The sequence below is a fragment of the Haemophilus influenzae genome (genome assembly GCF_001457655.1).
GTDB classification, from domain to species: domain Bacteria; phylum Pseudomonadota; class Gammaproteobacteria; order Enterobacterales; family Pasteurellaceae; genus Haemophilus; species Haemophilus influenzae.
In genome coordinates, this window is record NZ_LN831035.1 from 1,636,875 (window position 1) to 1,663,753 (window position 26,879).

The window sequence follows — 26,879 nt, forward strand, 5'->3', positions numbered from 1 at the left end:
ACTGTAAAAAAGTCTCTAGGTTTTCTTTTTATCTATGTGTAACTCCGCTTCATTTCTCCTTTCTCATTTCTTCCCCACTTCCCCCAAATTCTTCTCATTGATGTTGGATTATGCGTGAGAGTTATGTTGGATGGCTTTATCTACAAACAAATTTTTATTTATTGTGATTAAAATATTGCGACTTTTAAATAAAAAAATAATCCGAAAAACATAAACAGATTTCATCGGATAATATTGATAATTTTAAATAACAAAGCCAGATTAAAATGTGAATATTTACTAATCTAAATTAGCAATAATTGTGAAATGTCAATTAAAATAAGTAAGATGAAAATATGAATATTTTCATCTTACTCAGCATTTTCAAAAATTTTATCTTTGTTCGGGGTAAATTACTTCAGATGTAACCCATTTCATCCATACTTGCTCTAATAATGGGATTATTGAGGTACTGTCTTCAACCATTGTATTAAGTGCAGACAAAACATTTTCTAATGAATTTGGTTGTTCTTGTAGATAACTTAACAACCAGTAATCTAACTCTGAAAGGATTTGTTGCTGAATACTAAAATCACTATCACGCCATATAATAGCTTGAATTGGCGTGTCATCAAATTGTTTAAAGTCACTTGATAAAAAATCAACGTCATAACTTTTTAAATAAGCTGCGCCAGATAATTGCATTACGCTATGTCTATTCCACTCAAATTTTTCAGGCACTTTGGCTAAAGAAACTTCTGCGAGTAATTGTGTATTTTCAAAATCCATCAATGCCAATATATTTGTATCAAATATCTCTTTTTCTTGACAAAACAAGAGAAATTCTCCTGCAATATCTTGGAAATAAGGAGAATGGGCATTACCATTTTGCACAAAATTTTCTTTAGCATTTTTCCAATACTCTGGCTCAATATGCAATGGTGCTTCAACAAAACAACGATCAATAAAACCAAAAGCATTATTACGAACTAAACGTGTATATACCGCTAAACGGTTTGCAGCATAACCATTTAAAGGATCTGCATTACCTAACCGAATAGCATTTGCCAGTGCTTGCTGAGTTTCTTTCAGTAATGACTTAGGCTGCATAAGACATTACCTCTGTGTGAGCGTATTTTTGCTGTAATTGTGCAATATGCTCAACTTCGGCGTAAAGTTCTGCAAATGGTGGGAAGTTGAAATCACGTTCCAATAATGTTGGGGGAATCGTAGGTAGTCGTTGATAGGCATATTCGAGTAAATCCCATACAGTGCCTTTTACAGCTTCACCGTGTGTATCAATTAATAATTCAGGTAAATGGCGATATGCTCCTTTTACTTTATTAAATGATTCATCTGCTGAATTCTCCACAACTTGTGCAGCAGAATGTTCTTCATCGTGCCCTGCAATATGAATGTAATTAACACGTTTAACATCCACTTGATCTAAAAAGACATAAGGATCAAGCAATCCGTGATTAACACCATTAACATAAATATTATTCACATCTAAATGAATGCCACAATTAGCCTCTTGTGCAATAGCATTTAAAAATTCCACTTCATTCATTGTACTAGTTGGAGAATGCAAATAATAAGAAGTATTTTCTAATGAAATTTGCAATCCTAAGAAATCTTGCACATCACGTATTCGTTGCGCAACGTGTTTTACAGCTTCTTCTGTAAATGGCATAGGTAATAAATCATATAAATGCCCTTCACATTCACAATAACTTAAATGTTCAGAAAAGAAAGATGAATTATATTGATTCATTAGTGCTTTAGTATTACGGAGTAATTTGCGATCAAGTGGTGCTTGCCCACCTAAAGAAAGTGAAAGACCGTGTACTGCTAATGGAAATCTTTCTGCTGCTTGATCAAATTGATAACGAGCCATTCCACCCATTTTACTCCAATTTTCTGGTGCGACTTCAATAAATTGAATAGAGTTGTTTGGGGGAAGTTGTAAAAAATCCTCAGCTAAATTCCGACGATAACCTAATCCAGCACCTTGTAATTTCATAATTAACTCCTTTTTTAATAAAAGCTGGCATAAATTCTTACACCAGCATAATTATTATTCTTATTTAGAACCGCATTTACCTTCGCCACATTTGCCTTCAGCAGCTTTCGGTTTGCTCGCACCACATTTACCCTCGCCACATTTACCTTCAGCAGATTTAGCTTTATCTGCACCGCATTTGCCTTCACCACACTTACCTTCTGCGGCTTTCGTTTTGACACATTTATCGCCTACACAAGGTGTTGCTGTATTATCAGTATTGCTTGACTTTGATTCAGCCTGTACTGCTGTCGCTACTGCCATCGTTAATGCACTTGCTAATGCTGTTAATGTTGCTAATTTTTTCATTTGAATAATCTCCTAGAGTTTGAATTTTGAATAAATAATTAGAGAAATTTCAACCAGCTTTTAGTTGGATAAACCTTCTTAATAAGCGTGTCTAAAGAGAGTTTCCCCGCTCCCTGTGTAATTAAGATTAATAAAGTCACCACATAAATTAATGGTAATTTATAACCATTATCACATACGTTATAACCTGAATCGGCGTGAATGCTATACCACGCGACAGAGATTAAAATCGTTAAACTTAATGCACTAAAACGTGTTAGCACTCCAAATATCAGCAAAAATGGGAAAATTAATTCTGATCCCATTGCAACGTGCCAATTAATATCAGCTGGAATAAGATTAAATGGAAAAGGAAAACGATCTTGTATTTCAGCGAACCAATTTTGTCCATTCCATTTTTCTAATCCTGCTTCAAAAAACTCCCACGCAAGAAAAAAGCGTAAAATCAATAAACTTACGCCACTGCCGATACCTTGCATCTTACAATCCTTCATTTTTTTACCTTTCAAATTTTCTCGCTTTTAAAGCGAAAAGTGTATTGAGTTACTTATCTTACTACACTAGGAAATATTACCCAGTTACTTAGTTAGTCGAAGATAAACCTTTTTTCTTACAAATTTTTTTGAAAAATTTTAACTATCAACAAAAATCAGGTAATATGCGCACGAATTTTTAACCCCTTAGTTTGGAGTAAATCACTTATGGCAATGAATAATATTCTCGGATTATTTGCCCATTCGCCTCTCAAGCCGTTACAAAAACACTCTGAAAAAGTGACCGAATGTAGCGATCTTTTGATTCCTTTTTTTCAAACGACTTTCTCAAAGAATTGGGAACAAGCGGAAGAAAAACGCTTAGAAATTTCTCAATGCGAACGTGAGGCAGATAGTTTAAAACGCGAAATTCGGTTGAAATTGCCACGTGGTTTATTCTTACCTATCGATCGTACTGATCTTTTAGAATTAGTCACGCAACAAGATAAACTTGCCAATTATGCCAAAGATATTGCAGGCCGTATGATTGGTCGTCAATTTGGTATTCCTGAAGAAATGCAGGAAGAATTCTTACATTACGTAAAACGTAGTTTAGATGCAATTCATCAAGCCCACCGAGTAATCGAAGAAATGGATAAGCTATTAGAAACGGGTTTTAAAGGTCGTGAACTCAAATTAGTCAATGATATGATTCAAGAACTTGATTCAATTGAAGATGATACAGACCAAATGCAGATCAAATTGCGTAAAATGCTTTACACCATCGAAAGCCGTTATAATCCAATTGATGTAATGTTCTTATATAAAATTATTGAATGGGTTGGCGTTTTGGCTGACCAAGCACAACGAGTCGGTTCGCGCATTGAATTAATGCTGGCGCGTTCATAATCAACAAAACATAGGAAATTAACTATGGAAATTATTAGTCAATATGGTTCTTGGTTGGTGTGGATCACAGCAGCCTTTGGCTTTTTTATGGCATTCGGAATTGGAGCAAATGATGTCTCAAACTCAATGGGTACATCCGTAGGATCTGGTACTGTAACAGCCAAACAAGCAATTATTATTGCGTTAATTTTTGAATCTGCAGGTGCATATTTAGCTGGTGGCGAAGTAACACAAACCATAAAAAGTGGCGTAATCGACCCAATACAATTTGTTGATACACCCGATATTTTAGCCTTAGGTATGCTTTCAACCTTATTTGCATCAGGTGCTTGGTTATTTATTGTAACCAAAATGGGTTGGCCAGTTTCTGGTATACACACTATTATTGGTGCAATTATTGGATTTGCCTGTATTACGATTGGCCCTAGTTCTGTAGATTGGTCAAATATTGGCAGCATCGTTGGTAGCTGGTTTATCACGCCTGTCATCTCGGGTATTTTGGCTTATGCAATCTTTGCAAGTACGCAAAAACTTATTTTTGATACTGAACAGCCATTAAAAAATGCACAAAAATATGGCCCTTATTATATGGGGATAACCGTGTTTGTACTTTGTATCGTGACGATGAAAAAAGGCTTAAAACACGTAGGCTTAAATCTTTCAAACAGTGAAACTTTAATCATTTCACTTGCCATCAGTCTTATCGGAATGTTTTTCTTCCATTTCTATTTTAAAAGCAAAATCTTCACTCAATCAGCAAACAAAGGCACTTTTGGTGCCGTAGAAAAAGTCTTCAGTATTTTAATGTTATTAACCGCTTGTGCGATGGCATTTGCGCACGGTTCTAATGACGTAGCCAATGCAATTGGCCCTCTTTCTGCAGTGGTCTCTATTGTAAATGAAGGCGGTAAAATTGTTTCAGGTGGAGCCTTAACTTGGTGGATTTTACCCTTAGGTGCATTAGGTATTGCTGTGGGCTTAATTACTATGGGACAAAAAGTGATGGCGACTGTTGGATCTGGGATCACCGATTTAACGCCAAGCCGTGGCTTTGCTGCTCAATTTGCTACTGCAATGACTGTTGTAGTTGCATCAGGCACAGGCTTACCCATCTCAACAACACAAACACTTGTTGGAGCTATTTTAGGTATCGGTTTTGCACGTGGTATCGCTGCACTGAATTTAACGGTTATCCGAAACATCATTAGTTCTTGGATTGTCACATTACCAGCAGGCGCATTTTTCGCCATTATTATTTTCTATGTGCTAAGAACTATCTTTAATTAATTGATCTCAATAAAAAGTGCGGTTAATTTTAACCGCACTTTTGTTGTGATGTTTAAGGGGAAAAAATGAAAAAGATCTATAAAGCCTTAATCTCATCTTTACTTTTAAGTACATCAATAAATGTTGCTTATGCGGAAACCCAATATGTTACTGAAAATTTAAGTACTTTCTTACGTCGTGGTGCTGGCGAACAATTTAAAATTGCAGGTTCAATTCAAGCAGGCGAAGCGGTGAATGTATTAGAACGCCAAGGCAAATACACACTCATTCGCGACAATAAAAATCGTGAAGCTTGGATTTTAAATTCAGACTTAAGTAGCACGCCAAGTAGTAAAGAAGAAAATCCAAAATTAAAAGCGCAAGTCCAAGAATTAACCTTAAAACTTAGTCGTTTAGATGGCGATTGGCAACAACGTACCGTCGAAATGCAACGTCGAACCAAACAAGCTGAGCAACAAAGTGCGGATCTTTTAGAGCAAAATTCTCAACTTAAACGTGAACTTGAAATGACCAAAAATAAAAATCGTGATTTAGAAGCGATACTTGATGCAGGTAAACGAGAAATTGCGATCCAATGGTTTATTTATGGCGGTTCAGTATTGGGCGTAGGCTTACTCTTCGGCTTGCTTATTCCTTATGTATTACCAAAACGTCGCCGTCGTGATGGTTGGGCATAATCACGAATGAAAATTTATTTGGTTGGTGGGGCTGTTCGCGATCAATTATTGGGGTTACCAGTAAAAGATCGTGATTGGATTGTGGTAGGCGCAGACCACGCTACGCTACTCTCTCTCGGTTATCAGCAAGTAGGCAAAGATTTTCCGGTTTTTCTCAATCCTAAAACAAAAGAAGAATATGCGCTTGCCCGAACAGAACGTAAATCTAGCGCAGGTTACACTGGCTTTATTTGTGATTTCTCCCCAACAATCACATTAGAACAAGATTTAATTCGACGAGATCTCACTATTAACGCGATGGCTCAAAGCGAAGACGGTGAAATTATCGATCCTTATGGCGGAAAACAAGATTTAGAAAATCGAATTTTACGCCATATTTCTCCCGCTTTTTCAGAAGATCCTTTACGAGTATTACGCGTGGCACGCTTTGCAGCCCGTTATCATTCTCTCGGTTTTAAAATCGCCTCGGAAACATTAGCTCTAATGACAGAACTTGCCCTATCGGGAGAATTACAACATCTCACGGCGGAACGCGTTTGGCTAGAAACAGAAAAAGCCTTAAACGAAAAAAATCCTGAAATTTATTTTGAAACCTTACATAAAACAGGCGCATTAAGCGTTTTATTTTCTGAAATCGATGCCCTTCATGGGGTGCCAAATCCAGTAAAACATCATCCCGAAGTGGATAGTTTTATTCATACCATGTTGGTATTAAAACAAGCGGTTAATTTGACTGAAAATAACCCTATCCTAAATAAAAGTGCGGTTCGTTTTGCGGCTATTTGTCATGATCTTGGCAAGGCTCTTACACCTCAAAATATTCTTCCTCATCATTATGGGCATGAACAAGCTGGCATAAAACCGACTAGATCATTGTGCAAACGCTTGAAGGTTCCAAGTTATTTTCAAGAACTTGCAGAACTGACTTGTGAATTTCACACGCATATTCACAAAGCCTTTGAGCTTCGAGCTGAAACCGTCATAACGCTGTTTAATCGTTTTGATGTGTGGAGAAAACCACAACGCTTTCAAGAATTTCTACAAGTATGTTTAGCTGATACTCGAGGTAGAACAGGTTTTGAAACTAAAGACTATCCACAAATAGATTACATCAATCAATTATTACACTCTGCAAATGAAGTAGATGTACAGCAAGTTATTGCTGATGGATTTGAGAAACAAGCAATCAAAAATGAATTGACGAAACGAAGAATCTTAGCGGTTAAACAAACAAAAACGAATTACCCAACAAATTAACAAATAAAAGTAACTTTACTCAATTAAACTAAATCCTTAAAATATGCGAGCTTATTAACTTGATGAATAATATGAAAACGTTTAAATTTCTCACCGCACTTTTTGCCACTGCGATTCTAACCGCTTGCACATTAGATATGGAACGTCCTACTAATGTACAATACATTGATAAAACGGATGCGATATGGCAACAACATTTACAAAAGATTCAAAAAATTCAATCCTATCAAGCCAAAGGACAAATTGGTTATATCAGTCCTACAGAACGTTTTTCTAGCCGCTTTGAATGGCAATACCAAAATCCAAAATCTTATACACTTAAACTCTATTCTTTAATCAGTAAATCTACCCTGTTGATTCAAATGCATCAAAGTGGGATGACAATTTCCGATAACAATGGCAATCAACAATCTGCAGCCAATGCTAAACTACTATTACAAGAGATCATTGGCATGGATGTGCCATTAGAACATTTAGCTTATTGGTTGAAAGGCCAACCAGCAATGAACGCGGATTATCAAGTGGGTACCAACCATTTACTTGGTGCATTTACTTATCATGTGGATGGTTCTCAATGGACGGCAGATTATCTAACCTATCACTCAAATAATTCGATGCCTGAAAATATTTTGCTGAAAAATGACAGCACAAAACAAACCTTAAAAATTCGCGTAGACGAGTGGATTTACTAATGAATACATTAATGAAATCACATCAATTTTCTACCGCACTTTGCCAAAATACAACACAATCAAATGGGCAGCCATTACGCTTCCCTAGCCCTGCCAAACTGAATTTATTTCTTTATATCAATGGAAAATTGCCGAACGGCTATCATGAATTACAAACGCTTTTCCAATTTTTAGATTTTGGCGATTGGTTAGACATTAGTATTCGGGAACAAGATAATCAAATTGTTTTAACGCCAGAAATTCCAAATCTAAAAACGGAAAATAATCTAATTTATCGAGCTGCAAAACTTTTACAAGAAAAAGCCAATATTCAATTGGGTGCAAATATTCATTTAGATAAAATTCTTCCAATGGGAGGCGGTGTTGGTGGCGGTTCATCCAATGCAGCAACCGCATTAGTCTCTTTAAATTATTTATGGCAAGCCAATTTATCCATTGATGAACTGGCAAAATTGGGATTAACATTAGGCGCGGATGTGCCAATATTTGTATACGGACAGGCTGCTTTTGCTGAAGGCGTTGGGGAAAAAATCACTTATTGTGAACCTGCCGAGAAATGGTTTGTTATATTAAAACCCGATGATTCAATATCGACGGCTGTCATCTTTCAAGATCCAAATTTACCACGTAATACACCGAAAAAATCCCTCGAACAACTTTTGAGTGAACCTTATAAAAACGATTGCGAAAAAGTTGTGATAAATCATTATTCAAACGTTGAAAAAGCGTTAAACTGGTTGCTACAATATGCGCCGGCAAGATTAACAGGAACGGGAGCCTGTGTTTTTGCTGAATTTGATCATGAAGCAGAAGCGCAAGCGGTATTTAGACAAAAACCAGAAGCATTTTTTGGTTTCGTCGCTAAAGGACTCAATGTGTCTCCCTTGCACGCAATGTTGAAGCAGCTATCATCAACTCATACTCATCGACAATCTAAACCTGAGGTTTTATAAAATGCCTGACATTAAACTCTTCGCGGGTAATGCTACACCTGAACTTGCAAAACGTATTTCTGAACGTTTATATATTTCACTAGGCGATGCAACAGTCGCTCGTTTCAGCGATGGAGAAATTCAAGTTCAAATTAATGAAAATGTGCGTGGTGCGGATGTATTTATCATCCAATCAACTTGTGCGCCAACCAATGATAACTTGATGGAATTGGTTGTGATGGTAGATGCGTTACGTCGCGCATCTGCTGGTCGTATTACTGCCGTGATTCCCTATTTCGGCTATGCTCGCCAAGATCGTCGTGTTCGTTCTGCTCGTGTGCCTATTACTGCTAAAGTTGTGGCAGATTTACTTTCAATTGTTGGTATTGACCGTGTCTTAACCTGCGACCTACACGCAGAACAAATCCAAGGTTTCTTTGATGTTCCCGTAGACAACGTATTTGGTTCGCCAGTTTTAATTCACGATATTTTGAAAAAATCTGATCTTGAAAATCCAATTGTTGTTTCCCCAGATATTGGCGGCGTTGTGCGTGCTCGCGCTGTCGCTAAATTATTAAACGATACGGATATGGCTATTATTGACAAACGTCGCCCTCGTGCAAATGTAGCACAAGTGATGCATATTATCGGTGATATTGCAGACCGTGATTGTATTTTGGTTGATGATATGATTGATACTGGCGGTACGCTTTGTAAAGCGGCAGAAGCATTAAAAGAACGTGGTGCAAAACGTGTTTTTGCTTATGCAACTCACGCCGTTTTCTCTGGTGCAGCAGCCAAAAATTTAGCCAGCGATGCCATTGATGAAGTTGTAGTTACTGACACGATTCCTCTATCAGAAGAAATGAAAGCGATCGGTAAAGTTCGCGTGCTTACGCTTTCTTCCATGCTGGCAGAAGCCATTCGCCGCATTAGCAACGAAGAATCTATTTCTGCGATGTTTAACTAAATTAAAATTTCAATAAAAAATACCGCACTTTTATTGCCAAAGTGCGGTATTTTTTTATCTATTTTATTCCACAGTCACACGCGCAAATTTTCGTTTACCCACTTGGTAAACATTTGTGCCTTTCGGTGCATTATCTTTTACGTTATCGACTTTTTCACCATTGATTTTTACACCGCCTTGTTGAGCAGAGCGAATCGCTTCAGAAGTGGAAGGAACAAGGCCTGCTTCTTTTAATAAGGTGGCTAAACCAATTTCGCCAGAAAACGTAAATTCAGGCATTTCATCAGGCATTGCGCCTTTTTGGAAACGGTTAATAAATTCTTGTTCTGCAGCGTTTGCCGCCTCTTCATTGTGGAAACGTGCAATTAATTCTTTTGCTAATAAGATTTTTACATCACGTGGATTTTTGCCCTTTTCTACTTCCGATTTTAATTGTGCAATTTCGCTTAATGGACGAAATGAAAGAAGGTTATACCAATCCCACATGAGTTCATCAGAAATTGACATCACTTTACCGAACATATCGCTTGGTGCTTCCGTTACGCCAATATAGTTACCAAGTGATTTAGACATTTTTTTCTCGCCGTCTAATCCAACGAGTAATGGGAGTGTAATCGCAACCTGTGGTTTTTTGCCTGCTGATTTTTGTAATTCACGACCAACAAGTAAGTTGAATTTTTGGTCTGTACCGCCTAGTTCTACATCTGCATCTAATGCAACGGAATCGTAGCCTTGCAGTAATGGATAAATAAATTCATGGATGGCAATGGGTTGGTTGTTGCCAAAGCGTTTTTTGAAGTCGTCGCGTTCAAGCATACGCGCAACCGTATAGTTGCTTGCAAGACGAATCATACCTTCTGTACCAAGTTTGCTTAACCATTCAGAGTTGAAGACGATTTTGGTTTTTTGTGGATCGAGAATTTTATAAATTTGCTCTTTATAGGTTTCCGCATTGCGCAATACATCTTCACGGCTAAGTGGAGGACGAGTCGCATTTTTACCTGATGGATCGCCCACCATTCCAGTAAAATCGCCAATTAAGAAATAGACTTCATGACCGAGTTGTTGAAATTGACGTAATTTATTTAATACAACAGTATGTCCTAAATGAATATCTGGTGCGGTTGGATCTGCGCCTAATTTTACTTTTAATGGGCGATTTTCTTTCAGTTTTTCGATTAAATCCGCTTCTGAAAGGATTTCATCAGTACCACGCTTTAGTTCCGCGAGAACGGTATTAATGTTAGTCATTATTATTTCCTAAATTATGTTTTAAAAGGTTTTATTATAGGGATTCTTAGCGATTTGTGAATAAAAAAAACGCCTATTTGTGGGGAAATAGGCGGGAATGTTGGAGTGATTATCTAATATTGTTGTTGGAATGATTAGATGATAATTGTTATCAATAATATTGTCAATAAATAAATGAAAATAATTCTCAAAAAAAATATTATTTTATATAAGGCACCGATTCTGTCAAAGAAAGTGCGGTAGGAATTTCATTAGAAATTTCAAATTGTCCCGCATAAGCATAGGCTTCAACGCCTTGTTCCATTGCTTCTTTTAATAAGCGATCATATTCAGGATCGATATATTCTGCGATTTTGAAACGATCAAACCCATTATGTAACCCAGCAAATAGCACCACTGCTCTATGACCTTGTTTTTTCATTGCGAGTAATTCACGAACGTGTTTTTGTCCACGCGTAGTAACCGCATCGGGGAACATACCTAAATTACCTTTTACAAGCGTGATTGATTTCACTTCTACATAACAATCAGGCAAACCCTCGCCTTTTAGTAAGAAATCAATTCGGCTATTTTCTTCGCCGTATTTCACTTCAGGATAAATTTCATCATACATTGCTAATTCTTTGATTTGTTTATTTTGCAATGCTTCAAAGACAAGCTGATTAGAACGATGCGTATTGATACAACAAAGTTGTCCATTTGCAAGTTGTGTGAGCTCCCAAGAATGGGGATATTTGCGGGTTTGGCTATCAGAATGTGAATACCAAATGGTATCGCCTTTTTCACCGCAGCCAGTCATCGCACCTGTATTGGCGCAATGAATTGTCATCACATCACCAGTTGGTAGTTCAATATCCGCAAGAAAGCGTTTGTAACGACGAATTAATTTTGCCGATTGTAAAGCTGGAAGTTGCATAAAGTTCCTTATTTAAGTTTTTCTAAACGTTGTAAAATGGCGTTATCGCTCATGGCCTGCATTTTTTTCATTCTCAAAGAAAGTAAGAACGCCGCAAAAGTGAGTGAGACCACAAAAGCAATCCAGAAACCTTTCGCATCAATATGTGGAATAAGCCAATCTGTACGACCGAGTGTGTAACCAAGTGGCACACCAATTACCCAATAAGAAAAAAGGGTAATGTATAAAATCATTTTGGTATCTTTATAGCCACGTAAAATGCCACCAACCACCATTTGAATGGTATCTGAAAATTGATAAAGTGCGGCAAATAATAATAAATTTGCCGCCATTGCGATGACAATTTCATCGGTTACGAAAATAGAGGCAATTTCATAACGGAAGAAAATCGTAATTAATGCAGTAATAATCGTCACCGTTAGCCCTAATAATAATGCGGCATAGCCAATTTTCTTCGCATTTTGTGGAGAACCTGTACCCAACGCTTGTCCAACTAGAATCGTCGCTGCCATACCAATCGACATAGGGAACATAAAAATAAAAGAACTGGTATTCAATGTGATTTGATGGCTTGCGACAATAGTTGCACCCAGCGGAGAAAGCATTAAAGACGTAAGTGCAAATAACGCCACTTCACAACAAATTGCAATGGCAATGGGTAATCCTAAACGCAGTAATTTTTTAAGTGTTTTCAGATTTGGCATTTCGATTAATTGGCTAAATACTTTTAGTGAACGTTCTTGAGCATTCGTATAGGAATAAAAAATCATCATTAAGCACATTGCCCAGTTCACAATAGCTGTTGCAATACCACAGCCCACCGCACCAAAAGCAGGTATGCCAAATTTTCCATAAATAAAAATGTAATTAAGTGGAATATTAATTAGCAAACCTAAAAAGGTAATGACCATCGCAGGCTTAGTTTTAGCAATACCATCATTTAAACAGCGAAAATTAATCAGCATCAAATAGGCTGGCAATCCCCACAACATCGCATGTAAATAATCCCGTGCTAAATCTGACATTTTGCTTTCCATTTGCATATATTGCAGCGGAATTTCACAGAAATAAATCAGCAACCCTAAAGGAATACTCACGCCTAACACAAGCCAAATGCCTTGGCGAACTTGATGGGCAATGCGATGGCGTTGGCCTGAACCATTCAAATAAGAAATTGTAGGCGGCAATGCCAACAATAAACCTTGTCCAAAAAGCATCAATGGCATCCAAATTGAAGCACCAATAGAAATGGCTGCCATATCAGTGGAACTCACACGACCCGCCATAATGGTATCCGCTAATCCCATTGAGTTTTGTGCGATTTGTGCTAATAAAATAGGCAAGGAAATTTTAATCAACTTTTTAATATCAGCGTGGTATTGAGATAAAAGACGAAAATTCATAAATTTGATATACTGCTAAAAATTTTTAGAAAAGGAAAAAATTATGTTTACTGGAATTGTACAAGGCACCGCCCCCATCCACTCCATTAAAGAAACGGCTAATTTTAGAACACAAGTGGTAAAATTACTACCTGAAATGCGTAAAGATCTGGAAATTGGCGCATCAATAGCAAATAACGGTGTATGTTTAACTGTAACTGAAATCAATGGCGATCTGGTTAGCTTTGATCTGATGCAAGAAACTTTAAAAATTACAAATCTCGGCACAATAAAAGTGGGCGATTATGTGAATATCGAACGTGCTATGCAAATGGGAACGGAAATTGGCGGACATTTATTATCTGGTCATATTTATTGCACCGCAAAAATTTCAGATATTATCGCTAGTGAAAATAACCGACAAATTTGGTTCGAGCTCCCAAACGCAGATGTAATGAAATACATTTTAACGAAAGGATTTGTTGCGGTAGATGGTATTAGCCTCACTATTGGTGAAGTAAAAGGCACGCAATTCTGTGTGAATTTAATCCCTGAAACCTTGCAAAGAACGTTAATGGGGCAACGTAAAGTGGGCGATATTGTGAATATTGAAATCGATCCTCAAACGCAAGCTATTGTAGATACTGTAGAAAATTATTTGCAGTCAAAAAATTTTTAGTTCATTTAAAAATATTAAGCAATTGAATAAAGTGAGAATAGTCATAAAACCTATTCTCACATCATCAAGTGTTACTGCAACGCTTTCTCAATTTTTTCAAATAAATCTTTTGAAAGATTTTCTACAACGCTTAGGCGTTCTAAAGCACGTTTCATCAGCGTTTGGCGTTGAGCATCAAAGCGAGAAAATCGAATTAATGGCTCGATTAAACGCGCAGCCACTTGTGGATTACTTTCATTTAAACGGATTAACACATCCGTTAAGAAACGATAGCCAGAACCGCTTACGTTGTGAAATGCTTTTAAATTGTGATTTGCAAAACTACCCACTAATGAACGTAAACGGTTTGGATTATTAAAATTAAAACTTGGGTGATCCATTAATAACTGAATAATTTCCAACACATTTTCATCTGGGCGAGTGGCTTGTAATGCAAACCATTTATCCATCACTAATCCATCCTGTTGCCATTTTTGTTCAAAATCAGCTAATAACGCATCTCTGCAAGGTAATGCAGCTTTAGTTGCAACACTTAATGCTGCCAATGTATCTGTCATATTATTCGCATTATTATAGTGTTTTTGCACTAAGTTGTTACCCAAATTCGTATAAGCCAAATAAGTTAAGCAAAGATTACGCATTGCACGCAAGGCGATGTCTTGTTGCGTAACTTGATAATCATCAAGACGAATATGGGTATAAACACGCAAGAAATCATCTTTTAACGATTCTGCAATTTGCGCTTGCATAAATGCTCTTGCGACTGAAATACCATCAGGATCGATAGTTTTGAAACCTTCCGCAAATTCCATTTCTTTCGGCAGTGTGAGAATTAATGTTGCCAGTTCAATATCTTTCTCGTAATTATTCAGAACATAAGAAAGTGCGGTCAAAATTTCAGGCGAAATTTCTAGTGCCTCGCCTTGTTGGAAACGCACAACATTACGACGTAATTCTTGCGCAAATAGCATTTGTGCTGCATCCCAACGGATAAATTGATTGTCTGCAAATTTCAGCAAGCCTAATAACTGTTCCGTTTTATAATCATAATCCAGTTTTACTGGCGCAGAAAAATCACATAATAATGCTGGAATTGGGCGACCATAAATGCCGTGAAATTCAAAGACTTGGTCTTTTTCAGTGACATTTAATACATCACTCAACAATTCGCCATTATGTTGTAACATTTGTTTCGTGCCATTCGCATCATAAAGCGCGATTTTTAATGGAATATGTAAATTCACTTTTTCCATTTGATCTGCGGTTGGCGGTGTGGATTGTGAAACCGTTAAACGATAAGTATGCGTTTTTTCGTCATAAGCATCGCTAATCAATAATTCTGGTGTACCCGATTGGCTATACCAACGGCGGAACTGGTTTAAATCGAGGTTATTTGCACGTTCCATCGCAGAAACAAAATCTTCACAGGTTGCCGCTTTGCCATCATTTTCAGCAATATAAAGCTGCATCCCTTTTTGGAAGCCTTGTTCACCTAATAAGGTATGCAACATACGAATCACTTCTGCCCCTTTTTCATATACGGTTACGGTATAAAAATTATTCATTTCAATCACTTTTTCAGGGCGAATTGGGTGTGACATTGGGCTTGCATCTTCGGCAAATTGCACAGTGCGTAAAAATTTCACATTATTAATGCGATTCACTGCACGCGAACCTGTATCTGAAGAAAATTCTTGATCACGGAAAACCGTTAAGCCTTCTTTCAAACTTAATTGGAACCAATCACGGCAAGTCACACGATTGCCTGTCCAGTTATGGAAATATTCGTGTGCAATCACACTTTCAATAGCAAGATAATCCTCATCTGTTGCCGTTTGTGGATTGGCTAATACAAATTTAGAATTAAAAATATTCAACCCTTTGTTTTCCATTGCACCCATATTGAAAAAATCGACAGCGACGATCATATAAATATCTAAGTCGTATTCTAAATTAAAGCGATCTTCATCCCATTTCATCGCTTTTTTCAAACTTTCCATTGCCCAAGTTGCACGGTTAAGATTACCGCGATCCACATAAAGCTCTAACGCAACTTCACGGCCACTTTTAGTAATAAATTTATCTTGTAATAAATCAAAATCCCCTGCCACTAAAGCAAATAAATAGCTTGGTTTTGGGAATGGGTCATTCCATTCCACCCAATGACGACCATCTTCTAATTCGCCACTTGCAATGCGATTGCCATTAGAAAGTAAGAATGGATATTTGCTTTTGTCCGCCGTAATTTTGGTTGTATAGCACGCCAATACATCTGGACGGTCAAGCATATAAGTGATTTGACGGAAACCTTCCGCCTCACATTGCGTACAAATACCCTCGCCAGACTGATACAATCCTTGTAATGAAGTATTTTCAGCTGGCACAAGGAAAGTCACAATTTCAAGTTCAAATTCTTCCGCACTTTTGCCTTTCAAATCGAGCGTTAAACTCTCGCCATCTTGTTGATAAGCAGAAAATGGCTCGCCATTAAATTTAATAGAAGAAAACTGGAAGCTATGCCCGTCTAAACGTAAAGAAGTCGCTTCATCATTTAAGCGTTGGAATTTTGTGCTTGCGGTTACCACAGTATGTTTAGGATCAAGTTGAAAATCTAAATAAATGTCTGTGACCGTAAAATCTGGTTGTTTGTAATCTTTTCTATATTTTGCTTTGGCTAACATAATTTGACCTACTTTTGATGAAAGAAAATGTAAATACGTTTTGTTATCTTAAACTTGGTTTTTCACGAAAAATTTTTTCTTGAATCGCTTCCGTAACAAAAGCATTAAGAGAACGATCGCCTGCTATGATCGTAGCTTCTCTATGCAATTCCTCGCCAATTCGTACATTAAATACACCTTTAAAAGGCTTATTCGGTTCTTTACCTAATTCCAAACAATCTTGTAAATATAAATCAACAGATTGACGAAATTCTTTTTCTAGCTCAGATAATGACTCTGCTTCGTAAGTCACTAAATCACGAATGTAAGCAAGTTTGCCAAACAATATATTGTTTTCTAAATCCGCCTCAATCGTGCCAACATAACCTTTATAATTTAATAACTTCATAGAATACCTACCTGTTTTAATGATTCTTTCACTGACTTTAAAGCACCACCTTTAATATAATTTTCAGGGTGAGGCTTGTGTAACAAAATCGTATGTTCGAGTGTTCTATTATAAAATCTCACTCGAGAGCCTGCCATTTCTCGCTTTTCATAACCTTGTTGAGCTAACAAAGAAACTAATTCATTCCAATTAAATGTAGATTTTGATTGTGCGAGCTTATCTAATAATTTTTCAGTTCGTCCCATATAAACTATCGCCCATTAATTTGGTATCAAGTATAGTTACTAAAATTTAAAAATCAAATAATTATAAAATAATCCCCATTAATACTTACATAAATAGCAAACGTTTGCTCAATATATGTAATCTATGCTATTCTACGCCACCTTTTTAATTAGAAAATTGAGAAAATAGCATGTCAAAAACTGCACAAATTGCTGTTGTGATGGGTTCCAAAAGCGATTGGGCTACCATGCAAGAGGCAACTCAGATTTTAGATGAATTAAAAGTACCTTATCATGTGGAAATCGTCTCTGCTCATCGTACGCCTGATAAACTTTTTGAATTTGCTGAAAATGCACAAAAAAATGGCTATAAAGTAATTATTGCTGGGGCTGGCGGTGCGGCACATTTACCCGGCATGATCGCAGCCAAAACCCTTGTGCCTGTGCTGGGTGTGCCAGTAAAAAGTTCTATGTTAAGTGGCGTAGATAGCCTTTATTCAATTGTGCAAATGCCAAAAGGAATCCCAGTCGGAACATTGGCTATTGGCCCTGCGGGTGCGGCAAATGCTGGATTGTTAGCCGCACAAATTCTAGCAAGTTGGGATGCAGAATTGCTTTCACGCTTGCAATCTTTCCGTGAAAGCCAAACGAGTAATGTGCTTGATAATCCCGATCCACGCACATAAAAATATCTTCAGATCTGACCGCACTTTTAAAGTGCGGTTGTTTTTTTCGTAAATTTAACGAGAAATATTATGCAAAACTCCACCTTATACCCAACGGTTTATGTACTTGGCAACGGACAACTCGGCAGAATGTTAGGTTACGCTGGTGCACCTTTAGATATTTATGTTGAACCCTTAGCCTTCAATGCGCCAGTTTTTGACTTACCTGAAAATGCGATCATCACGGCAGAAATTGAACGCTGGGAAAAAACACCTTTGACTGAATTACTCGGCAATCATAAAAACTTCGTTAATCAACATGTATTTGGATTATTAGCCGATCGTTTTGCTCAAAAATCCTTGCTTGATGAACTCAATCTTTCTACCTCGCCTTGGTGTTTATTAAAAGATAAAACGCAATGGAATGATGTTTTCCAAACTGTTGGCGAGAAAGTCGTCGTCAAACGTAGAACAGGCGGATATGATGGGCGTGGTCAATGGATTATCAGCGATGAAAACAAAGCGGACATCACTGATGACTTATTTGGTGAAGTGATCGCAGAAAAATTTATTCCTTTTGATTATGAAGTTTCTATTGTAGGCGCAAGATTTAAAAATGGCGAAAAGCGTTTTTATCCCGTTACGCATAACCTGCAACAAAATGGTATTTTGCGTTACAGTGTGATTGATAATGCATTTCCTCAACAATCCGCACAACAAAAACAAGCTGAAACAATGCTCGGCAAAATTATGGATAAGTTAGGCTATGTGGGTGTGATGGCAATGGAATGTTTTGTTGTAGGCGACAAATTACTAATTAACGAACTTGCGCCTCGCGTACATAACAGTGGACATTGGACACAACTGGGATGTGCTATTAGTCAATTTGAATTACATTTACGCACGCTACTTGATTTGCCAACACCTGACTTACAAATTTTTGCCCCAAGTGTAATGGTAAATTTAATCGGCACAAACCATAATCCAAAATGGCTTAATATACCTTTTGCACAACTTCATTGGTACGGTAAAGAAGTGAGGGCTGGGCGTAAGGTTGGGCATATCAATCTTTCTCATCCTAATAAAGCGGTCATTATTCAACAATTAGAAAAGCTCCGAATTGAATTACCCGAAGATTATCAATCAGGATTAAATTGGGCGATTGAAAAACTAAAATAATGTAAAAAATGACCGCACTTTTTGATAAATATTTAAAAATATTAAAGTGCGGTTAATTTTTATAAAAATCTTTCTTGATAAAATAAAACGGCTGAAGTATAAAATTATCCATCACACAACTGATACATAAGGAAAAGCTATGTTTGAACATATTAAAGCGGCACCAGCCGATCCAATCTTAGGCTTAGGCGAAGCATTCAAATCCGAAACTCGCGAAAATAAAATTAACTTGGGTATTGGCGTTTATAAAGATGCGCAAGGCACAACCCCGATTATGCGTGCAGTGAAAGAAGCAGAAAAACGCTTATTTGATAAGGAAAAAACGAAAAATTATCTGACTATCGATGGTATTGCTGATTATAACGAACAAACAAAAGCGTTACTTTTCGGTAAAGATTCTGAAGTCATCAAATCTAATCGTGCAAGAACAGTACAAAGTTTAGGCGGAACAGGCGCATTACGCATTGCGGCAGAATTTATTAAACGTCAAACTAAAGCACAAAATGTTTGGATCAGCACCCCAACTTGGCCAAACCACAATGCCATTTTCAATGCCGTCGGTATGACAATTCGTGAATATCGTTATTATGATGCTGAACGCAAAGCCCTTGATTGGGATCATTTACTTGAAGATTTAAGCCAAGCAAGCGAAGGCGATGTGGTGCTTTTACACGGTTGTTGCCATAATCCGACTGGTATTGACCCTACTCCAGAACAATGGCAAGAATTAGCCGCACTTTCGGCGAAAAACGGCTGGTTGCCACTCTTTGACTTTGCTTATCAAGGTTTAGCCAATGGATTAGATGAAGATGCTTATGGCTTGCGTGCTTTTGCGGCAAACCACAAAGAATTGTTAGTAGCGAGTTCATTCTCGAAAAACTTTGGTTTATATAATGAACGTGTTGGTGCCTTTACTCTTGTGGCAGAAAATGCAGAAATTGCATCAACCGCATTAACCCAAGTGAAATCAATTATTCGTACACTCTACTCTAACCCTGCATCTCACGGCGGCGCAACTGTAGCAACAGTATTAAATGACACTCAACTTCGCCAAGAGTGGGAAAATGAATTAACTGAAATGCGCGAACGTATCAAAAAAATGCGTCATTTATTCGTTCAGTTATTAAAAGAATACGGTGCGGAACAAGATTTCAGCTTTATCATTGAACAAAACGGTATGTTCTCTTTCAGTGGATTAACTGGGGAACAAGTGGATCGCTTAAAAGAAGAATTTGCCATTTATGCTGTTCGTTCTGGTCGTATCAATGTGGCTGGTATTACTGAAGATAATATTCGCTATTTATGTGAAAGCATTGTGAAAGTGCTTTAATAGGGTTAGAAATAATATATCCTCTAAAATATTGTAAGTAAAAAATAAAGCCTTGATTATCAAGGCTTTAATTTTATTTAATCATTAACAAATTCTCGGCAATGGTTCATTTGTTGGTAAATCTAATAATTTCTGTGGCTAATTCGTTAATAAATCCATGATGATGGGATGAAATCAACATGGGTAAGGAAAGCTCACGCAAAAGTGCGGTCAATTTTTCAGTATTTTTTCGATCTAATCCATTGGTGGGTTCATCTAATAATAAAATTTTTGGCTGCATCGCTAAGACACCAGCAAGTGCCGTGAAATTTTTCTCACCACCAGATAGGGTATGCACCATACGATCTTTTAAACCTGTGATACCAAGACGTTCTAATTGCTGCTCTGCGATATGATACGCCTGCTCTCTGGGCATATTTTGGTTTAATGGCCCGAAGGCAACATCATCCAACACTGTTGGGCCAAAAAGTTGATCATCGGCATTTTGAAAACAAATACCAATCGTGCCACGAAAGGGCGCAAAATCTTTTTCTTCACGACAAACTTTGCCAAATAATTTAATTTCCCCTTTGGTTACAGGAACAAATCCCAACAAAGCAAGCAGTAAAGTGGTTTTTCCTGAACCAATTTCCCCTTGTACGAAGAGGCGTTTTTGACCTTCCAAGGTAAAACTCAAATCTTGAATAATCGCTCTACCATTGCGTTCTATACAAAGATTATTTACAGCTAACATATTATTTTTCTCTCTTTTTGCCAAACTGAAAACCACGACATTTTAACGCCATTTGCGCCGTTTCGGCTTTTAATAGGGCATGGATCAATAATAAAGCGACACTTTGAGCCGTCACATAAAGGGTTCGGCGATTAAGCCCAGGACGAAATCCACGAGCTCGCATGGCAATATCCATTTTTTGACGCAGTTCGCCAAGCAGTGCAATGTAACGTACGGTCAGCACAAAAAGTTGAATTAATTTTTCTGGCAAAGGCAATTTACCAATGGCTTGAACAAGTACTGCATCATTAATATTCCACAAAAAAAGCCAAAGAGAAATCAACAATAAATGAGTCCGCAAACTCAATTTTTCTGCTAATTCAATGCCTTGAAAATTGAGTTCAATGCCATTTTCTCCAATTTGCCAACTTAATGCCGCCCACATTAAAGCAATAAAAATGACTAAAGCAAACCAACGTTTAAGATAAGGCAAAAAAGATTTTTGACTGAGCTGCAGTGAAATAAAAAAGAGAGAAACTGCAAGCACATTAAGGGAGATAAGCCAAGTAAGATCACTCAATCCACTAATGATTAGCCCCCAGATAAACAGATAAATCAACCTAAAGTGCGGTTGAAATAAGCGATGAATTTTCATTAAGAGAAATTCTCGGTACGATTCATGACTTCAGGATACATTTTACCAAGCAAGGTAATCACCCCTACGCTGATAATACTATCCAAAACAAATACTGGAATATGAGAGACTAGCAAGAGCCAAACAAGATTCAGATAACTTTTACCACCATCTAACATCAGCACAAAAGAAGCAAGCACGCCTGCTCCGCCAACGCCAATTACGCCAGCACCAATACCGACTAATAAGCGATCTTTTAATGCCATTTGTGGCTGTAAACGAGAACGGAAAAGATAATAAGCGATCACAGCTGGTATTGCCATCACGCAAAGATTGACACCTAACACGGCAAATCCACCAAAAGAAAAGAAAATGACTTGCAATAAAAGTGCGATGAGGAATGCTGGAAAAACGGCCCACCCAAGAAATAAACCAGCCATGCCATTTAAAATTAAATGCACGCTACCAATTCCTACAGGCACATGAATGGTTCCTGCCACAAAAAATGCAGCGGCAAAAAGTGCGGTGAGCGGTAAACGTTCTGATTCTAAACGACGTACCCCCACAGCAATGCCCGCAACAGCAAGCACTGCACCAGCTAATAAAATAGGCGTATGTAACACGCCTTCAGATAAATGCATTAAATACGTCCTTGTTTAATTTTACGCGCATTACGTAAAGCAATAAGTCCAGCAATACCAACGATATAACCGATTCCACCTAAAATATCATGCAAATAAATTTTATCTTTTAAATGCGCAATATCTTCACGAAGCAGCATTAAATCTGCACTGCTTTGATTTTCGGCAGACGTATGAGCAGCAGCAACAACGGACGCACGGTGTCCTTCATCGCCTTCCACCACAACTTTTAAGGTTGTATGTGGTACATCAGCAATAGAAAGCTTAAATGCACCTTGGCGGTCTGTTTTTCCAGTTAAAACGGGATCAGAAACACCTGAGCGGAAAACTTCTAAATAAGTTTCAGCTGCTGGGGTCATATCAGAATAATAGGATTTGCCAGAAAGTGTTTGCCCATCATATTGGGCAAACACATAAAGCGCGTGGGCATAAGCATTCGGGAGATAGCAAGCCGCAAAAAGTGCGGTTAAAAAAGCAAATTTTTTCATCCCAAATCCATATTATTGCGCGTCAAAAGTTAGCATATATTCCACAGTTCGACGATCGTAATCTGCATTATTTGTTACTTTTTCCTCAAACTCTGCCCATACTTTGTTGAAGCCTTTAGTTGGGGTAAATTGAGCGATACCTTTTTCATTAGTTAAATTGAACGGTGCATCTTCACTCACACCCACTTTAATGCCTTGAACTGGTTTACCATTATGTAAAACAAGGATAGAAAGTGGTTTATTCGCTTGTGCTTTTTCTTGAGGAATCAATTCGTATGCTTGTTGATGAGATTTGAAAGATTCAGCATCCCATTTCAAAATCGCTTTACCAAATTTAACAGGATTAGTACTAAATTCTGCTGTTGGTTCTTCACGTTTTGTTTTTTCAACGTATTTACCGCTTGGTAATTTTGACCATACACCATTATCGAAATGAACGAAAACTAAATCTGATTTAGGCATAAGATAGGCTTCGCCATTTCTGAATTGGTAATCAACAGCAGTTAATTTGCCTTGCGCATTTAAGGCTTGGATAGATTTAAGTTTAGATTCTGGATAGGTTTCAGTTTGTTCATGTCCAAATTTCACTACGTATTCATCTTGCGATGAAGCAGGCTCAAGCCAAACATTATGTGCGTTAGCAACAGACATACCTAAAAGTGCGGTTAATCCTACAGCGATTTTTTTCAATTCCATTTTGGATACTCCTTGTTTGTTTAAGAAAATCTAGGCGTATGATAAAATATGAAGTAACTTTAGAATCAAGTCATTTTTTAAGGAAATTGATGAAAATTGGAGCACTTGCTAAAGCCCTAGGCTGTACCGTAGAAACCATCCGTTATTATGAACAACAAGGTTTAATCCCGCCCCCAAAACGTACTTTAGGCAATTTTCGGCAATATAATGAAGAACACTTGCAACGTTTATCATTTATTTGTAACTGCCGAAATTTAGATATTTCATTAAGTGAAATAAAAAGCCTACTGAATTTAGAAAATGCCTCCAAACAACAAGCAGAAGAAATTAATCGTGTGTTAGATAAACACATTAAAGAGGTGGCAACAAGGATTCACGAACTCGCCCATTTACGGATGAAATTAATTGAATTACGTGAAAAAACAGTCTCGAATGATGAAGATCCAATGAAATTGCTATTGCAACATAGTGGCGTGAAATTTGTGCGATTAAAATAGCCGCACTTTTAAGATTATGGCTGACTAGATAAACGCTGTTTTGCTTCCTTATTGCCTAATTCAGCTGCTTTTTTCAGCCATTCCAATGATTTTTCAGGTTGGTTTTGTAAGCGATAAATATTACTTAACATCATCATCGCATCCGTATCTTTAGCTCGAGCTGTACGTTCAAAAAGCTTAATGGCTTGCTCTGTATTTTGTTTGACGTAATCGCCACGTAGATACATAACGCCAAGGTTATTTAGCCCTTTCACACTACCCTTCTCTGCCGCTTCGCTAAACCACCAATAAGCCTTTTCATAGTCTCTCACCGTGCCACGCCCAAGGTTATATAACATACCTAGATTGCTTTGAGCAGTGGTGTTTCCCTCTAACGCCATCGGATACATGATATCGAAAACAGAGCTCCATTGCTGTTTATTGGCAAACTCTTGCGCCAAATTCATTCTTGCTTGATCATCCATTTTCGAATTCGCTGTAATATCAATGGTTTTCATCGCCCAAACAGGCAAACTAAAACAAAGTAATACTATATGAAAAAATAACTTCAGTTTCATTTACAAGGTTGCTACTAAAAGTAAAATAAAAAATACGGCAGTAATCGCAAATTCTGTTAGTCCAACTTGCATAACAGAAAGCTTTTTAGTGGGCAGATAAACCGCTCGCACTAATCCAGGCACAAAAGCTAATGCTAAAATAAATTGTTGCGAAACCACAAAAATCAGCACACATAATAAGTGAAAAATCACTGATGCCCAAAAATAACGTGGATTTTTTCGTTCACGCATCATTGATTTTACATAAAGTGTTGTTCCAATAAAAAATAATGTTGGATAAATCGCCACCCAAAGTATTTTTTCATCAAAAGTGCGGTCAGAAAAGTAATAGGATCCCATTCCAGCTAGGGCAAAAATTAAGATCCCTGCCAAGTCATTCCATAAATTGCGCTCATCTTTTTTCTTGGTGAAATAAATATTCACCGCAACAAACGGTAACATGGCAAACATAAAATACAACACCTGCCAATTATAAATTAACGCGGGAATCGCAAAAATCACGGCGGCAGCAAAATAAATCACAGACCATTTTTTATATAACTCAAGATTTTTACCTTTAAACAAATTCAAAAAAGGATAAGTCATCAAATAAAGCGAAAACCATCCTAATAATAAAAACATGTGCGCCCATACTGGATTAGCAAGCAACATACCATAAATAAAAGGCAGTAGTGCCATAACAATAGCACCGTGCTGATTAGAGATAAGCAGTTTCATAATAATTAAATAATTGAGAATAATTGTCGGATATTTTAGCCTAGTAAAGAGGATTTTACAAAGCAGTAAAGGCTATTTAGAATAGAAGAAAACACCCCAAAGGAGAACCCTATGACAATTCAACGCATTTTACCCAATGCACGTTTAAGTGAAGTTTCAATTCATAACAACCTCGCCTATTTTGCAGGGCAAGTTCCAGAATTAACCATCGAGCAAAATACCTACGAACAAACCAAAGAAGTATTAGGTTTAATTGATAAATTGTTAGCAGAAATTGGCTCCAATAAAAGCAATATTTTAACTGCGCAAATTTTCTTGGCAGATATGCAAGATTATGTTCAATTAAATCAAGCTTGGGATGAATGGGTCGATCATGTTAGCCCACCAAGTCGAGCGACAGTGGAAGCTAAATTAGCGGATCCTCGTTGGAAAGTTGAAATTGTTATTATTGCAACTTGTTAGTTTTTTAAGCCGAATAAACAGGAGAATATTATGGAAAATTGGACAAATGAAATTTGGGTAGCAATTGGTATCGCTTTTATTGTTGGGTTATTTATTGGTTACATTATTGTGCGTTTAACCAAAGGCTCGGTAAAACATCAAGCTAAAACAGAGGCTGAATTAAAAACAGTCAAAACCCAGCTTGATACACAAAAGGCGCAAATCGAAAAACATTTTGCAGAAAGTGCTGAGTTATTCAAAACCTTAATTAACGATTATCAAAAACTTTATCGCCACTACGCAACTTCCTCCAATAATTTACTGGGCGAAAAAGATCACAAAGGTTTATTCACCCAACAGTTAATTACTGCAACAGATAAATCTCAAAATGAACAGCCTAGAGATTATTCGGATGGTGCATCAGGCTTATTTAAAGAAAATAAAGAAGAAAATAAAGAAGAAAATTAAAAAGTGCGGCTAAAAATAGAAATATTTTTAGCCGTTTATTATTCTATTATTGCGTTGATTTTTTAGATTTTTTCCATTTCCAAAAAAAGAATAGTACAAGTAACCCAACAAATATATAAATCACAATTTGACCTTTTTGAATTTGTGTATGTAGCCAATCTAAATTTTTAGCCCCCAATTCCCCAAGATAAATCCAAATAGGTACAGAAATAATCGCAGCACAGAAATCTATTAAAACAAAACGAACATAACTTACACGGCGTGTAATACCTGATACCATATAAATTGGAGCACGTAAACCGGGTAAAAATCGTGCAACAAACAGTACTCGATTGCCATATTGACTGAATTTTTCACGCACAATTCTTAAACGCTGTAATGTTACGATTCTACGTATTGGTCGGAAACGTAAAATTTTCGTGCCATAAATTCGACCAAGCCAATACATACAGGAATCGCCAGCAAGCACACCAATCATACTAACCAGCAACATCAAATGAGAATTGACATTTTCTGGATAAAGCCCCGCAATGACACCGCCAGAAACTAACGTGATATCTTCTGGAATCGGCACACCAAATCCACAAATAATTAAAACAAAAAGAACAGCCCAATAACCATATTCAGTAAAAAATCCAATTAAAAATTCCATTTGTTCCTGCTTTTTTATTATATTAATAGATGTGATAAAAAATTGGTTCACATTTTAATCTTTTCAAATCAAAAAGCCTAGAAAAAAGTTTGATTTGAAAATAAGGATATTCTATAATCCACGGCTCTCAAGGC

The 26,879-nt window shown here is 37.1% G+C and carries 32 protein-coding genes; 14 read left to right on the forward strand and 18 right to left on the reverse strand.

Annotation, left to right across the window (positions count from 1 at the left end):
- Positions 1 to 372: 372 nt before the first annotated feature.
- The 4 genes from AT683_RS08065 to AT683_RS08080 are packed head-to-tail and all read right to left on the reverse strand — an operon-like array spanning position 373 to position 2,829.
- Positions 373 to 1,089: an HvfC family RiPP maturation protein gene (locus AT683_RS08065; RefSeq protein WP_005686602.1), complete on the reverse strand. Its 717-nt coding sequence runs from the start codon at positions 1,087 to 1,089 to the stop codon at positions 373 to 375.
- On the reverse strand, positions 1,079 to 2,002 hold the full coding sequence (locus AT683_RS08070) for an HvfB family MNIO-type RiPP peptide maturase (protein ID WP_058222227.1): 924 nt from the start codon (positions 2,000 to 2,002) through the stop codon (positions 1,079 to 1,081). The genes AT683_RS08065 and AT683_RS08070 overlap by 11 nt, the downstream gene beginning before the upstream one ends.
- A 60-nt stretch (positions 2,003 to 2,062) precedes the next feature.
- A complete protein-coding gene (hvfA, locus tag AT683_RS08075; protein ID WP_005656980.1) occupies positions 2,063 to 2,350 on the reverse strand; it encodes an oxazolone/thioamide-modified RiPP metallophore HvfA in 288 nt (95 codons plus the stop codon).
- 38 nt (positions 2,351 to 2,388) lie between these two features.
- The gene (locus AT683_RS08080) at positions 2,389 to 2,829 is read right to left on the reverse strand and encodes an HvfX family Cu-binding RiPP maturation protein (protein WP_005686601.1); all 441 of its coding nucleotides are present in this window, start codon (positions 2,827 to 2,829) and stop codon (positions 2,389 to 2,391) included.
- A 222-nt stretch (positions 2,830 to 3,051) separates the two neighbouring features.
- Between AT683_RS08080 and AT683_RS08085 the strand changes: the two genes are divergently transcribed.
- The 7 genes from AT683_RS08085 (at position 3,052) to AT683_RS08115 (ending at position 9,547) form a co-directional block, all read left to right on the forward strand.
- Complete coding sequence (locus AT683_RS08085; protein ID WP_005647270.1) at positions 3,052 to 3,732, forward strand: TIGR00153 family protein; 681 nt, start codon at positions 3,052 to 3,054, stop codon at positions 3,730 to 3,732.
- A gap of 24 nt (positions 3,733 to 3,756) precedes the next feature.
- Positions 3,757 to 5,019: an inorganic phosphate transporter gene (locus tag AT683_RS08090; RefSeq protein ID WP_005660565.1), complete on the forward strand. Its 1,263-nt coding sequence runs from the start codon at positions 3,757 to 3,759 to the stop codon at positions 5,017 to 5,019.
- Positions 5,020 to 5,084: 65 nt separating this feature from the next.
- Positions 5,085 to 5,696 (forward strand): TIGR04211 family SH3 domain-containing protein, encoded by a 612-nt coding sequence (locus AT683_RS08095; protein ID WP_005656994.1) that lies wholly within the window; start codon positions 5,085 to 5,087, stop codon positions 5,694 to 5,696.
- Between the two features lie 6 nt (positions 5,697 to 5,702).
- A complete protein-coding gene (locus AT683_RS08100; RefSeq protein WP_005656997.1) occupies positions 5,703 to 6,953 on the forward strand; it encodes a multifunctional CCA addition/repair protein in 1,251 nt (416 codons plus the stop codon).
- Positions 6,954 to 7,024: 71 nt separating this feature from the next.
- Entirely contained in the window at positions 7,025 to 7,645 is a 621-nt protein-coding gene (gene lolB / locus AT683_RS08105; protein WP_005657000.1) for a lipoprotein insertase outer membrane protein LolB, read from the forward strand.
- 11 nt (positions 7,646 to 7,656) lie between these two features.
- Positions 7,657 to 8,598 (forward strand): 4-(cytidine 5'-diphospho)-2-C-methyl-D-erythritol kinase, encoded by a 942-nt coding sequence (gene ispE / locus AT683_RS08110; RefSeq protein WP_032827554.1) that lies wholly within the window; start codon positions 7,657 to 7,659, stop codon positions 8,596 to 8,598.
- Position 8,599: 1 nt separating this feature from the next.
- A complete protein-coding gene (locus AT683_RS08115; RefSeq protein ID WP_005657007.1) occupies positions 8,600 to 9,547 on the forward strand; it encodes a ribose-phosphate pyrophosphokinase in 948 nt (315 codons plus the stop codon).
- 63 nt (positions 9,548 to 9,610) lie between these two features.
- Here AT683_RS08115 and tyrS read toward each other — a convergent pair whose 3' ends face one another.
- From tyrS to hmrM, 3 genes are all read right to left on the reverse strand, one after another.
- Positions 9,611 to 10,798 carry a tyrosine--tRNA ligase gene (gene tyrS / locus AT683_RS08120; RefSeq protein ID WP_005657010.1) on the reverse strand — a complete coding sequence of 396 codons (1,188 nt, stop codon included), beginning with the start codon at positions 10,796 to 10,798 and terminating at the stop codon, positions 9,611 to 9,613.
- A gap of 199 nt (positions 10,799 to 10,997) precedes the next feature.
- Positions 10,998 to 11,714 carry a DNA/RNA nuclease SfsA gene (sfsA, locus tag AT683_RS08125; RefSeq protein WP_005632483.1) on the reverse strand — a complete coding sequence of 239 codons (717 nt, stop codon included), beginning with the start codon at positions 11,712 to 11,714 and terminating at the stop codon, positions 10,998 to 11,000.
- 8 nt (positions 11,715 to 11,722) lie between these two features.
- Entirely contained in the window at positions 11,723 to 13,117 is a 1,395-nt protein-coding gene (gene hmrM / locus AT683_RS08130) for a sodium-coupled multidrug efflux MATE transporter HmrM (protein ID WP_005657016.1), read from the reverse strand.
- Positions 13,118 to 13,160: 43 nt separating this feature from the next.
- On the opposite strand from hmrM, the gene ribE reads away from it, so the two are divergent.
- On the forward strand, positions 13,161 to 13,775 hold the full coding sequence (gene ribE / locus AT683_RS08135) for a riboflavin synthase (RefSeq protein WP_005657019.1): 615 nt from the start codon (positions 13,161 to 13,163) through the stop codon (positions 13,773 to 13,775).
- A 71-nt stretch (positions 13,776 to 13,846) separates the two neighbouring features.
- Here the strand turns inward: ribE and pepN are convergent, their stop codons facing one another.
- Genes pepN through AT683_RS08150 form a run of 3 tightly spaced genes read right to left on the reverse strand, consistent with a single transcriptional unit; the run spans position 13,847 to position 17,089 of the window.
- A complete protein-coding gene (gene pepN / locus AT683_RS08140; protein WP_011272463.1) occupies positions 13,847 to 16,456 on the reverse strand; it encodes an aminopeptidase N in 2,610 nt (869 codons plus the stop codon).
- A gap of 43 nt (positions 16,457 to 16,499) precedes the next feature.
- Entirely contained in the window at positions 16,500 to 16,844 is a 345-nt protein-coding gene (locus AT683_RS08145) for a type II toxin-antitoxin system HicB family antitoxin (protein WP_005653201.1), read from the reverse strand.
- Positions 16,841 to 17,089, reverse strand: coding sequence for a type II toxin-antitoxin system HicA family toxin (locus AT683_RS08150; protein ID WP_005653200.1), 249 nt, complete (start codon positions 17,087 to 17,089; stop codon positions 16,841 to 16,843). Before AT683_RS08150 ends, AT683_RS08145 begins: the two co-directional genes overlap by 4 nt.
- Before the next feature lie 170 nt (positions 17,090 to 17,259).
- Between AT683_RS08150 and purE the strand changes: the two genes are divergently transcribed.
- From purE to AT683_RS08165, 3 genes are all read left to right on the forward strand, one after another.
- The gene (gene purE / locus AT683_RS08155; protein WP_005653194.1) at positions 17,260 to 17,754 is read left to right on the forward strand and encodes a 5-(carboxyamino)imidazole ribonucleotide mutase; all 495 of its coding nucleotides are present in this window, start codon (positions 17,260 to 17,262) and stop codon (positions 17,752 to 17,754) included.
- Positions 17,755 to 17,823: 69 nt separating this feature from the next.
- The gene (purK, locus tag AT683_RS08160) at positions 17,824 to 18,912 is read left to right on the forward strand and encodes a 5-(carboxyamino)imidazole ribonucleotide synthase (RefSeq protein ID WP_005686592.1); all 1,089 of its coding nucleotides are present in this window, start codon (positions 17,824 to 17,826) and stop codon (positions 18,910 to 18,912) included.
- A gap of 139 nt (positions 18,913 to 19,051) precedes the next feature.
- The gene (locus tag AT683_RS08165) at positions 19,052 to 20,242 is read left to right on the forward strand and encodes an amino acid aminotransferase (RefSeq protein ID WP_005657030.1); all 1,191 of its coding nucleotides are present in this window, start codon (positions 19,052 to 19,054) and stop codon (positions 20,240 to 20,242) included.
- Between the two features lie 106 nt (positions 20,243 to 20,348).
- Here the strand turns inward: AT683_RS08165 and AT683_RS08170 are convergent, their stop codons facing one another.
- The 5 genes from AT683_RS08170 to AT683_RS08190 are packed head-to-tail and all read right to left on the reverse strand — an operon-like array spanning position 20,349 to position 23,413.
- Entirely contained in the window at positions 20,349 to 20,975 is a 627-nt protein-coding gene (locus AT683_RS08170; protein ID WP_011272462.1) for an energy-coupling factor ABC transporter ATP-binding protein, read from the reverse strand.
- A 1-nt stretch (position 20,976) separates the two neighbouring features.
- Entirely contained in the window at positions 20,977 to 21,609 is a 633-nt protein-coding gene (locus AT683_RS08175; protein ID WP_011272461.1) for an energy-coupling factor transporter transmembrane component T family protein, read from the reverse strand.
- Complete coding sequence (gene cbiM, locus AT683_RS08180; RefSeq protein ID WP_011272460.1) at positions 21,609 to 22,229, reverse strand: cobalt transporter CbiM; 621 nt, start codon at positions 22,227 to 22,229, stop codon at positions 21,609 to 21,611. Before cbiM ends, AT683_RS08175 begins: the two co-directional genes overlap by 1 nt.
- Positions 22,229 to 22,717 carry a hypothetical protein gene (locus AT683_RS08185; RefSeq protein WP_005686582.1) on the reverse strand — a complete coding sequence of 163 codons (489 nt, stop codon included), beginning with the start codon at positions 22,715 to 22,717 and terminating at the stop codon, positions 22,229 to 22,231. The genes cbiM and AT683_RS08185 overlap by 1 nt, the downstream gene beginning before the upstream one ends.
- Positions 22,718 to 22,729: 12 nt before the next feature.
- On the reverse strand, positions 22,730 to 23,413 hold the full coding sequence (locus AT683_RS08190) for a DUF4198 domain-containing protein (protein WP_005671602.1): 684 nt from the start codon (positions 23,411 to 23,413) through the stop codon (positions 22,730 to 22,732).
- A gap of 89 nt (positions 23,414 to 23,502) precedes the next feature.
- Between AT683_RS08190 and AT683_RS08195 the strand changes: the two genes are divergently transcribed.
- The gene (locus tag AT683_RS08195; protein WP_005686580.1) at positions 23,503 to 23,910 is read left to right on the forward strand and encodes a Cd(II)/Pb(II)-responsive transcriptional regulator; all 408 of its coding nucleotides are present in this window, start codon (positions 23,503 to 23,505) and stop codon (positions 23,908 to 23,910) included.
- 14 nt (positions 23,911 to 23,924) lie between these two features.
- Here the strand turns inward: AT683_RS08195 and AT683_RS08200 are convergent, their stop codons facing one another.
- Entirely contained in the window at positions 23,925 to 24,467 is a 543-nt protein-coding gene (locus tag AT683_RS08200) for a tetratricopeptide repeat protein (RefSeq protein ID WP_005686578.1), read from the reverse strand.
- Positions 24,468 to 25,184: a YwiC-like family protein gene (locus tag AT683_RS08205; RefSeq protein ID WP_011272458.1), complete on the reverse strand. Its 717-nt coding sequence runs from the start codon at positions 25,182 to 25,184 to the stop codon at positions 24,468 to 24,470.
- A 111-nt stretch (positions 25,185 to 25,295) separates the two neighbouring features.
- On the opposite strand from AT683_RS08205, the gene AT683_RS08210 reads away from it, so the two are divergent.
- Both AT683_RS08210 and AT683_RS08215 read left to right on the forward strand, forming a co-directional pair.
- Positions 25,296 to 25,646, forward strand: a complete 351-nt coding sequence (locus tag AT683_RS08210) for a RidA family protein (protein ID WP_005686574.1) — start codon at positions 25,296 to 25,298, stop codon at positions 25,644 to 25,646.
- A gap of 30 nt (positions 25,647 to 25,676) precedes the next feature.
- Entirely contained in the window at positions 25,677 to 26,093 is a 417-nt protein-coding gene (locus AT683_RS08215) for a Z-ring associated ZapG family protein (protein WP_005686573.1), read from the forward strand.
- 46 nt (positions 26,094 to 26,139) lie between these two features.
- Here AT683_RS08215 and AT683_RS08220 read toward each other — a convergent pair whose 3' ends face one another.
- Positions 26,140 to 26,745: a DedA family protein gene (locus AT683_RS08220; RefSeq protein ID WP_005686571.1), complete on the reverse strand. Its 606-nt coding sequence runs from the start codon at positions 26,743 to 26,745 to the stop codon at positions 26,140 to 26,142.
- Between the last annotated feature and the right edge of the window lie 134 nt (positions 26,746 to 26,879).

Excerpts from the sequence above, each read along its gene's own strand:
- AT683_RS08065 (WP_005686602.1), bottom strand. The coding sequence starts at position 1,089 with ATGCAGCCTAAGTCATTACTGAAAGAAACTCAGCAAGCACTGGCAAAT.
- AT683_RS08070 (WP_058222227.1), bottom strand. The coding sequence starts at position 2,002 with ATGAAATTACAAGGTGCTGGATTAGGTTATCGTCGGAATTTAGCTGAG.
- hvfA (WP_005656980.1), bottom strand. The coding sequence starts at position 2,350 with ATGAAAAAATTAGCAACATTAACAGCATTAGCAAGTGCATTAACGATG.
- AT683_RS08080 (WP_005686601.1), bottom strand. The coding sequence starts at position 2,829 with ATGCAAGGTATCGGCAGTGGCGTAAGTTTATTGATTTTACGCTTTTTT.
- AT683_RS08085 (WP_005647270.1), top strand. The coding sequence starts at position 3,052 with ATGGCAATGAATAATATTCTCGGATTATTTGCCCATTCGCCTCTCAAG.
- AT683_RS08090 (WP_005660565.1), top strand. The coding sequence starts at position 3,757 with ATGGAAATTATTAGTCAATATGGTTCTTGGTTGGTGTGGATCACAGCA.
- AT683_RS08095 (WP_005656994.1), top strand. The coding sequence starts at position 5,085 with ATGAAAAAGATCTATAAAGCCTTAATCTCATCTTTACTTTTAAGTACA.
- AT683_RS08100 (WP_005656997.1), top strand. The coding sequence starts at position 5,703 with ATGAAAATTTATTTGGTTGGTGGGGCTGTTCGCGATCAATTATTGGGG.
- lolB (WP_005657000.1), top strand. The coding sequence starts at position 7,025 with ATGAAAACGTTTAAATTTCTCACCGCACTTTTTGCCACTGCGATTCTA.
- ispE (WP_032827554.1), top strand. The coding sequence starts at position 7,657 with ATGAAATCACATCAATTTTCTACCGCACTTTGCCAAAATACAACACAA.
- AT683_RS08115 (WP_005657007.1), top strand. The coding sequence starts at position 8,600 with ATGCCTGACATTAAACTCTTCGCGGGTAATGCTACACCTGAACTTGCA.
- tyrS (WP_005657010.1), bottom strand. The coding sequence starts at position 10,798 with ATGACTAACATTAATACCGTTCTCGCGGAACTAAAGCGTGGTACTGAT.
- sfsA (WP_005632483.1), bottom strand. The coding sequence starts at position 11,714 with ATGCAACTTCCAGCTTTACAATCGGCAAAATTAATTCGTCGTTACAAA.
- hmrM (WP_005657016.1), bottom strand. The coding sequence starts at position 13,117 with ATGAATTTTCGTCTTTTATCTCAATACCACGCTGATATTAAAAAGTTG.
- ribE (WP_005657019.1), top strand. The coding sequence starts at position 13,161 with ATGTTTACTGGAATTGTACAAGGCACCGCCCCCATCCACTCCATTAAA.
- pepN (WP_011272463.1), bottom strand. The coding sequence starts at position 16,456 with ATGTTAGCCAAAGCAAAATATAGAAAAGATTACAAACAACCAGATTTT.
- AT683_RS08145 (WP_005653201.1), bottom strand. The coding sequence starts at position 16,844 with ATGAAGTTATTAAATTATAAAGGTTATGTTGGCACGATTGAGGCGGAT.
- AT683_RS08150 (WP_005653200.1), bottom strand. The coding sequence starts at position 17,089 with ATGGGACGAACTGAAAAATTATTAGATAAGCTCGCACAATCAAAATCT.
- purE (WP_005653194.1), top strand. The coding sequence starts at position 17,260 with ATGTCAAAAACTGCACAAATTGCTGTTGTGATGGGTTCCAAAAGCGAT.
- purK (WP_005686592.1), top strand. The coding sequence starts at position 17,824 with ATGCAAAACTCCACCTTATACCCAACGGTTTATGTACTTGGCAACGGA.
- AT683_RS08165 (WP_005657030.1), top strand. The coding sequence starts at position 19,052 with ATGTTTGAACATATTAAAGCGGCACCAGCCGATCCAATCTTAGGCTTA.
- AT683_RS08170 (WP_011272462.1), bottom strand. The coding sequence starts at position 20,975 with ATGTTAGCTGTAAATAATCTTTGTATAGAACGCAATGGTAGAGCGATT.
- AT683_RS08175 (WP_011272461.1), bottom strand. The coding sequence starts at position 21,609 with ATGAAAATTCATCGCTTATTTCAACCGCACTTTAGGTTGATTTATCTG.
- cbiM (WP_011272460.1), bottom strand. The coding sequence starts at position 22,229 with ATGCATTTATCTGAAGGCGTGTTACATACGCCTATTTTATTAGCTGGT.
- AT683_RS08185 (WP_005686582.1), bottom strand. The coding sequence starts at position 22,717 with ATGAAAAAATTTGCTTTTTTAACCGCACTTTTTGCGGCTTGCTATCTC.
- AT683_RS08190 (WP_005671602.1), bottom strand. The coding sequence starts at position 23,413 with ATGGAATTGAAAAAAATCGCTGTAGGATTAACCGCACTTTTAGGTATG.
- AT683_RS08195 (WP_005686580.1), top strand. The coding sequence starts at position 23,503 with ATGAAAATTGGAGCACTTGCTAAAGCCCTAGGCTGTACCGTAGAAACC.
- AT683_RS08200 (WP_005686578.1), bottom strand. The coding sequence starts at position 24,467 with ATGAAACTGAAGTTATTTTTTCATATAGTATTACTTTGTTTTAGTTTG.
- AT683_RS08205 (WP_011272458.1), bottom strand. The coding sequence starts at position 25,184 with ATGAAACTGCTTATCTCTAATCAGCACGGTGCTATTGTTATGGCACTA.
- AT683_RS08210 (WP_005686574.1), top strand. The coding sequence starts at position 25,296 with ATGACAATTCAACGCATTTTACCCAATGCACGTTTAAGTGAAGTTTCA.
- AT683_RS08215 (WP_005686573.1), top strand. The coding sequence starts at position 25,677 with ATGGAAAATTGGACAAATGAAATTTGGGTAGCAATTGGTATCGCTTTT.
- AT683_RS08220 (WP_005686571.1), bottom strand. The coding sequence starts at position 26,745 with ATGGAATTTTTAATTGGATTTTTTACTGAATATGGTTATTGGGCTGTT.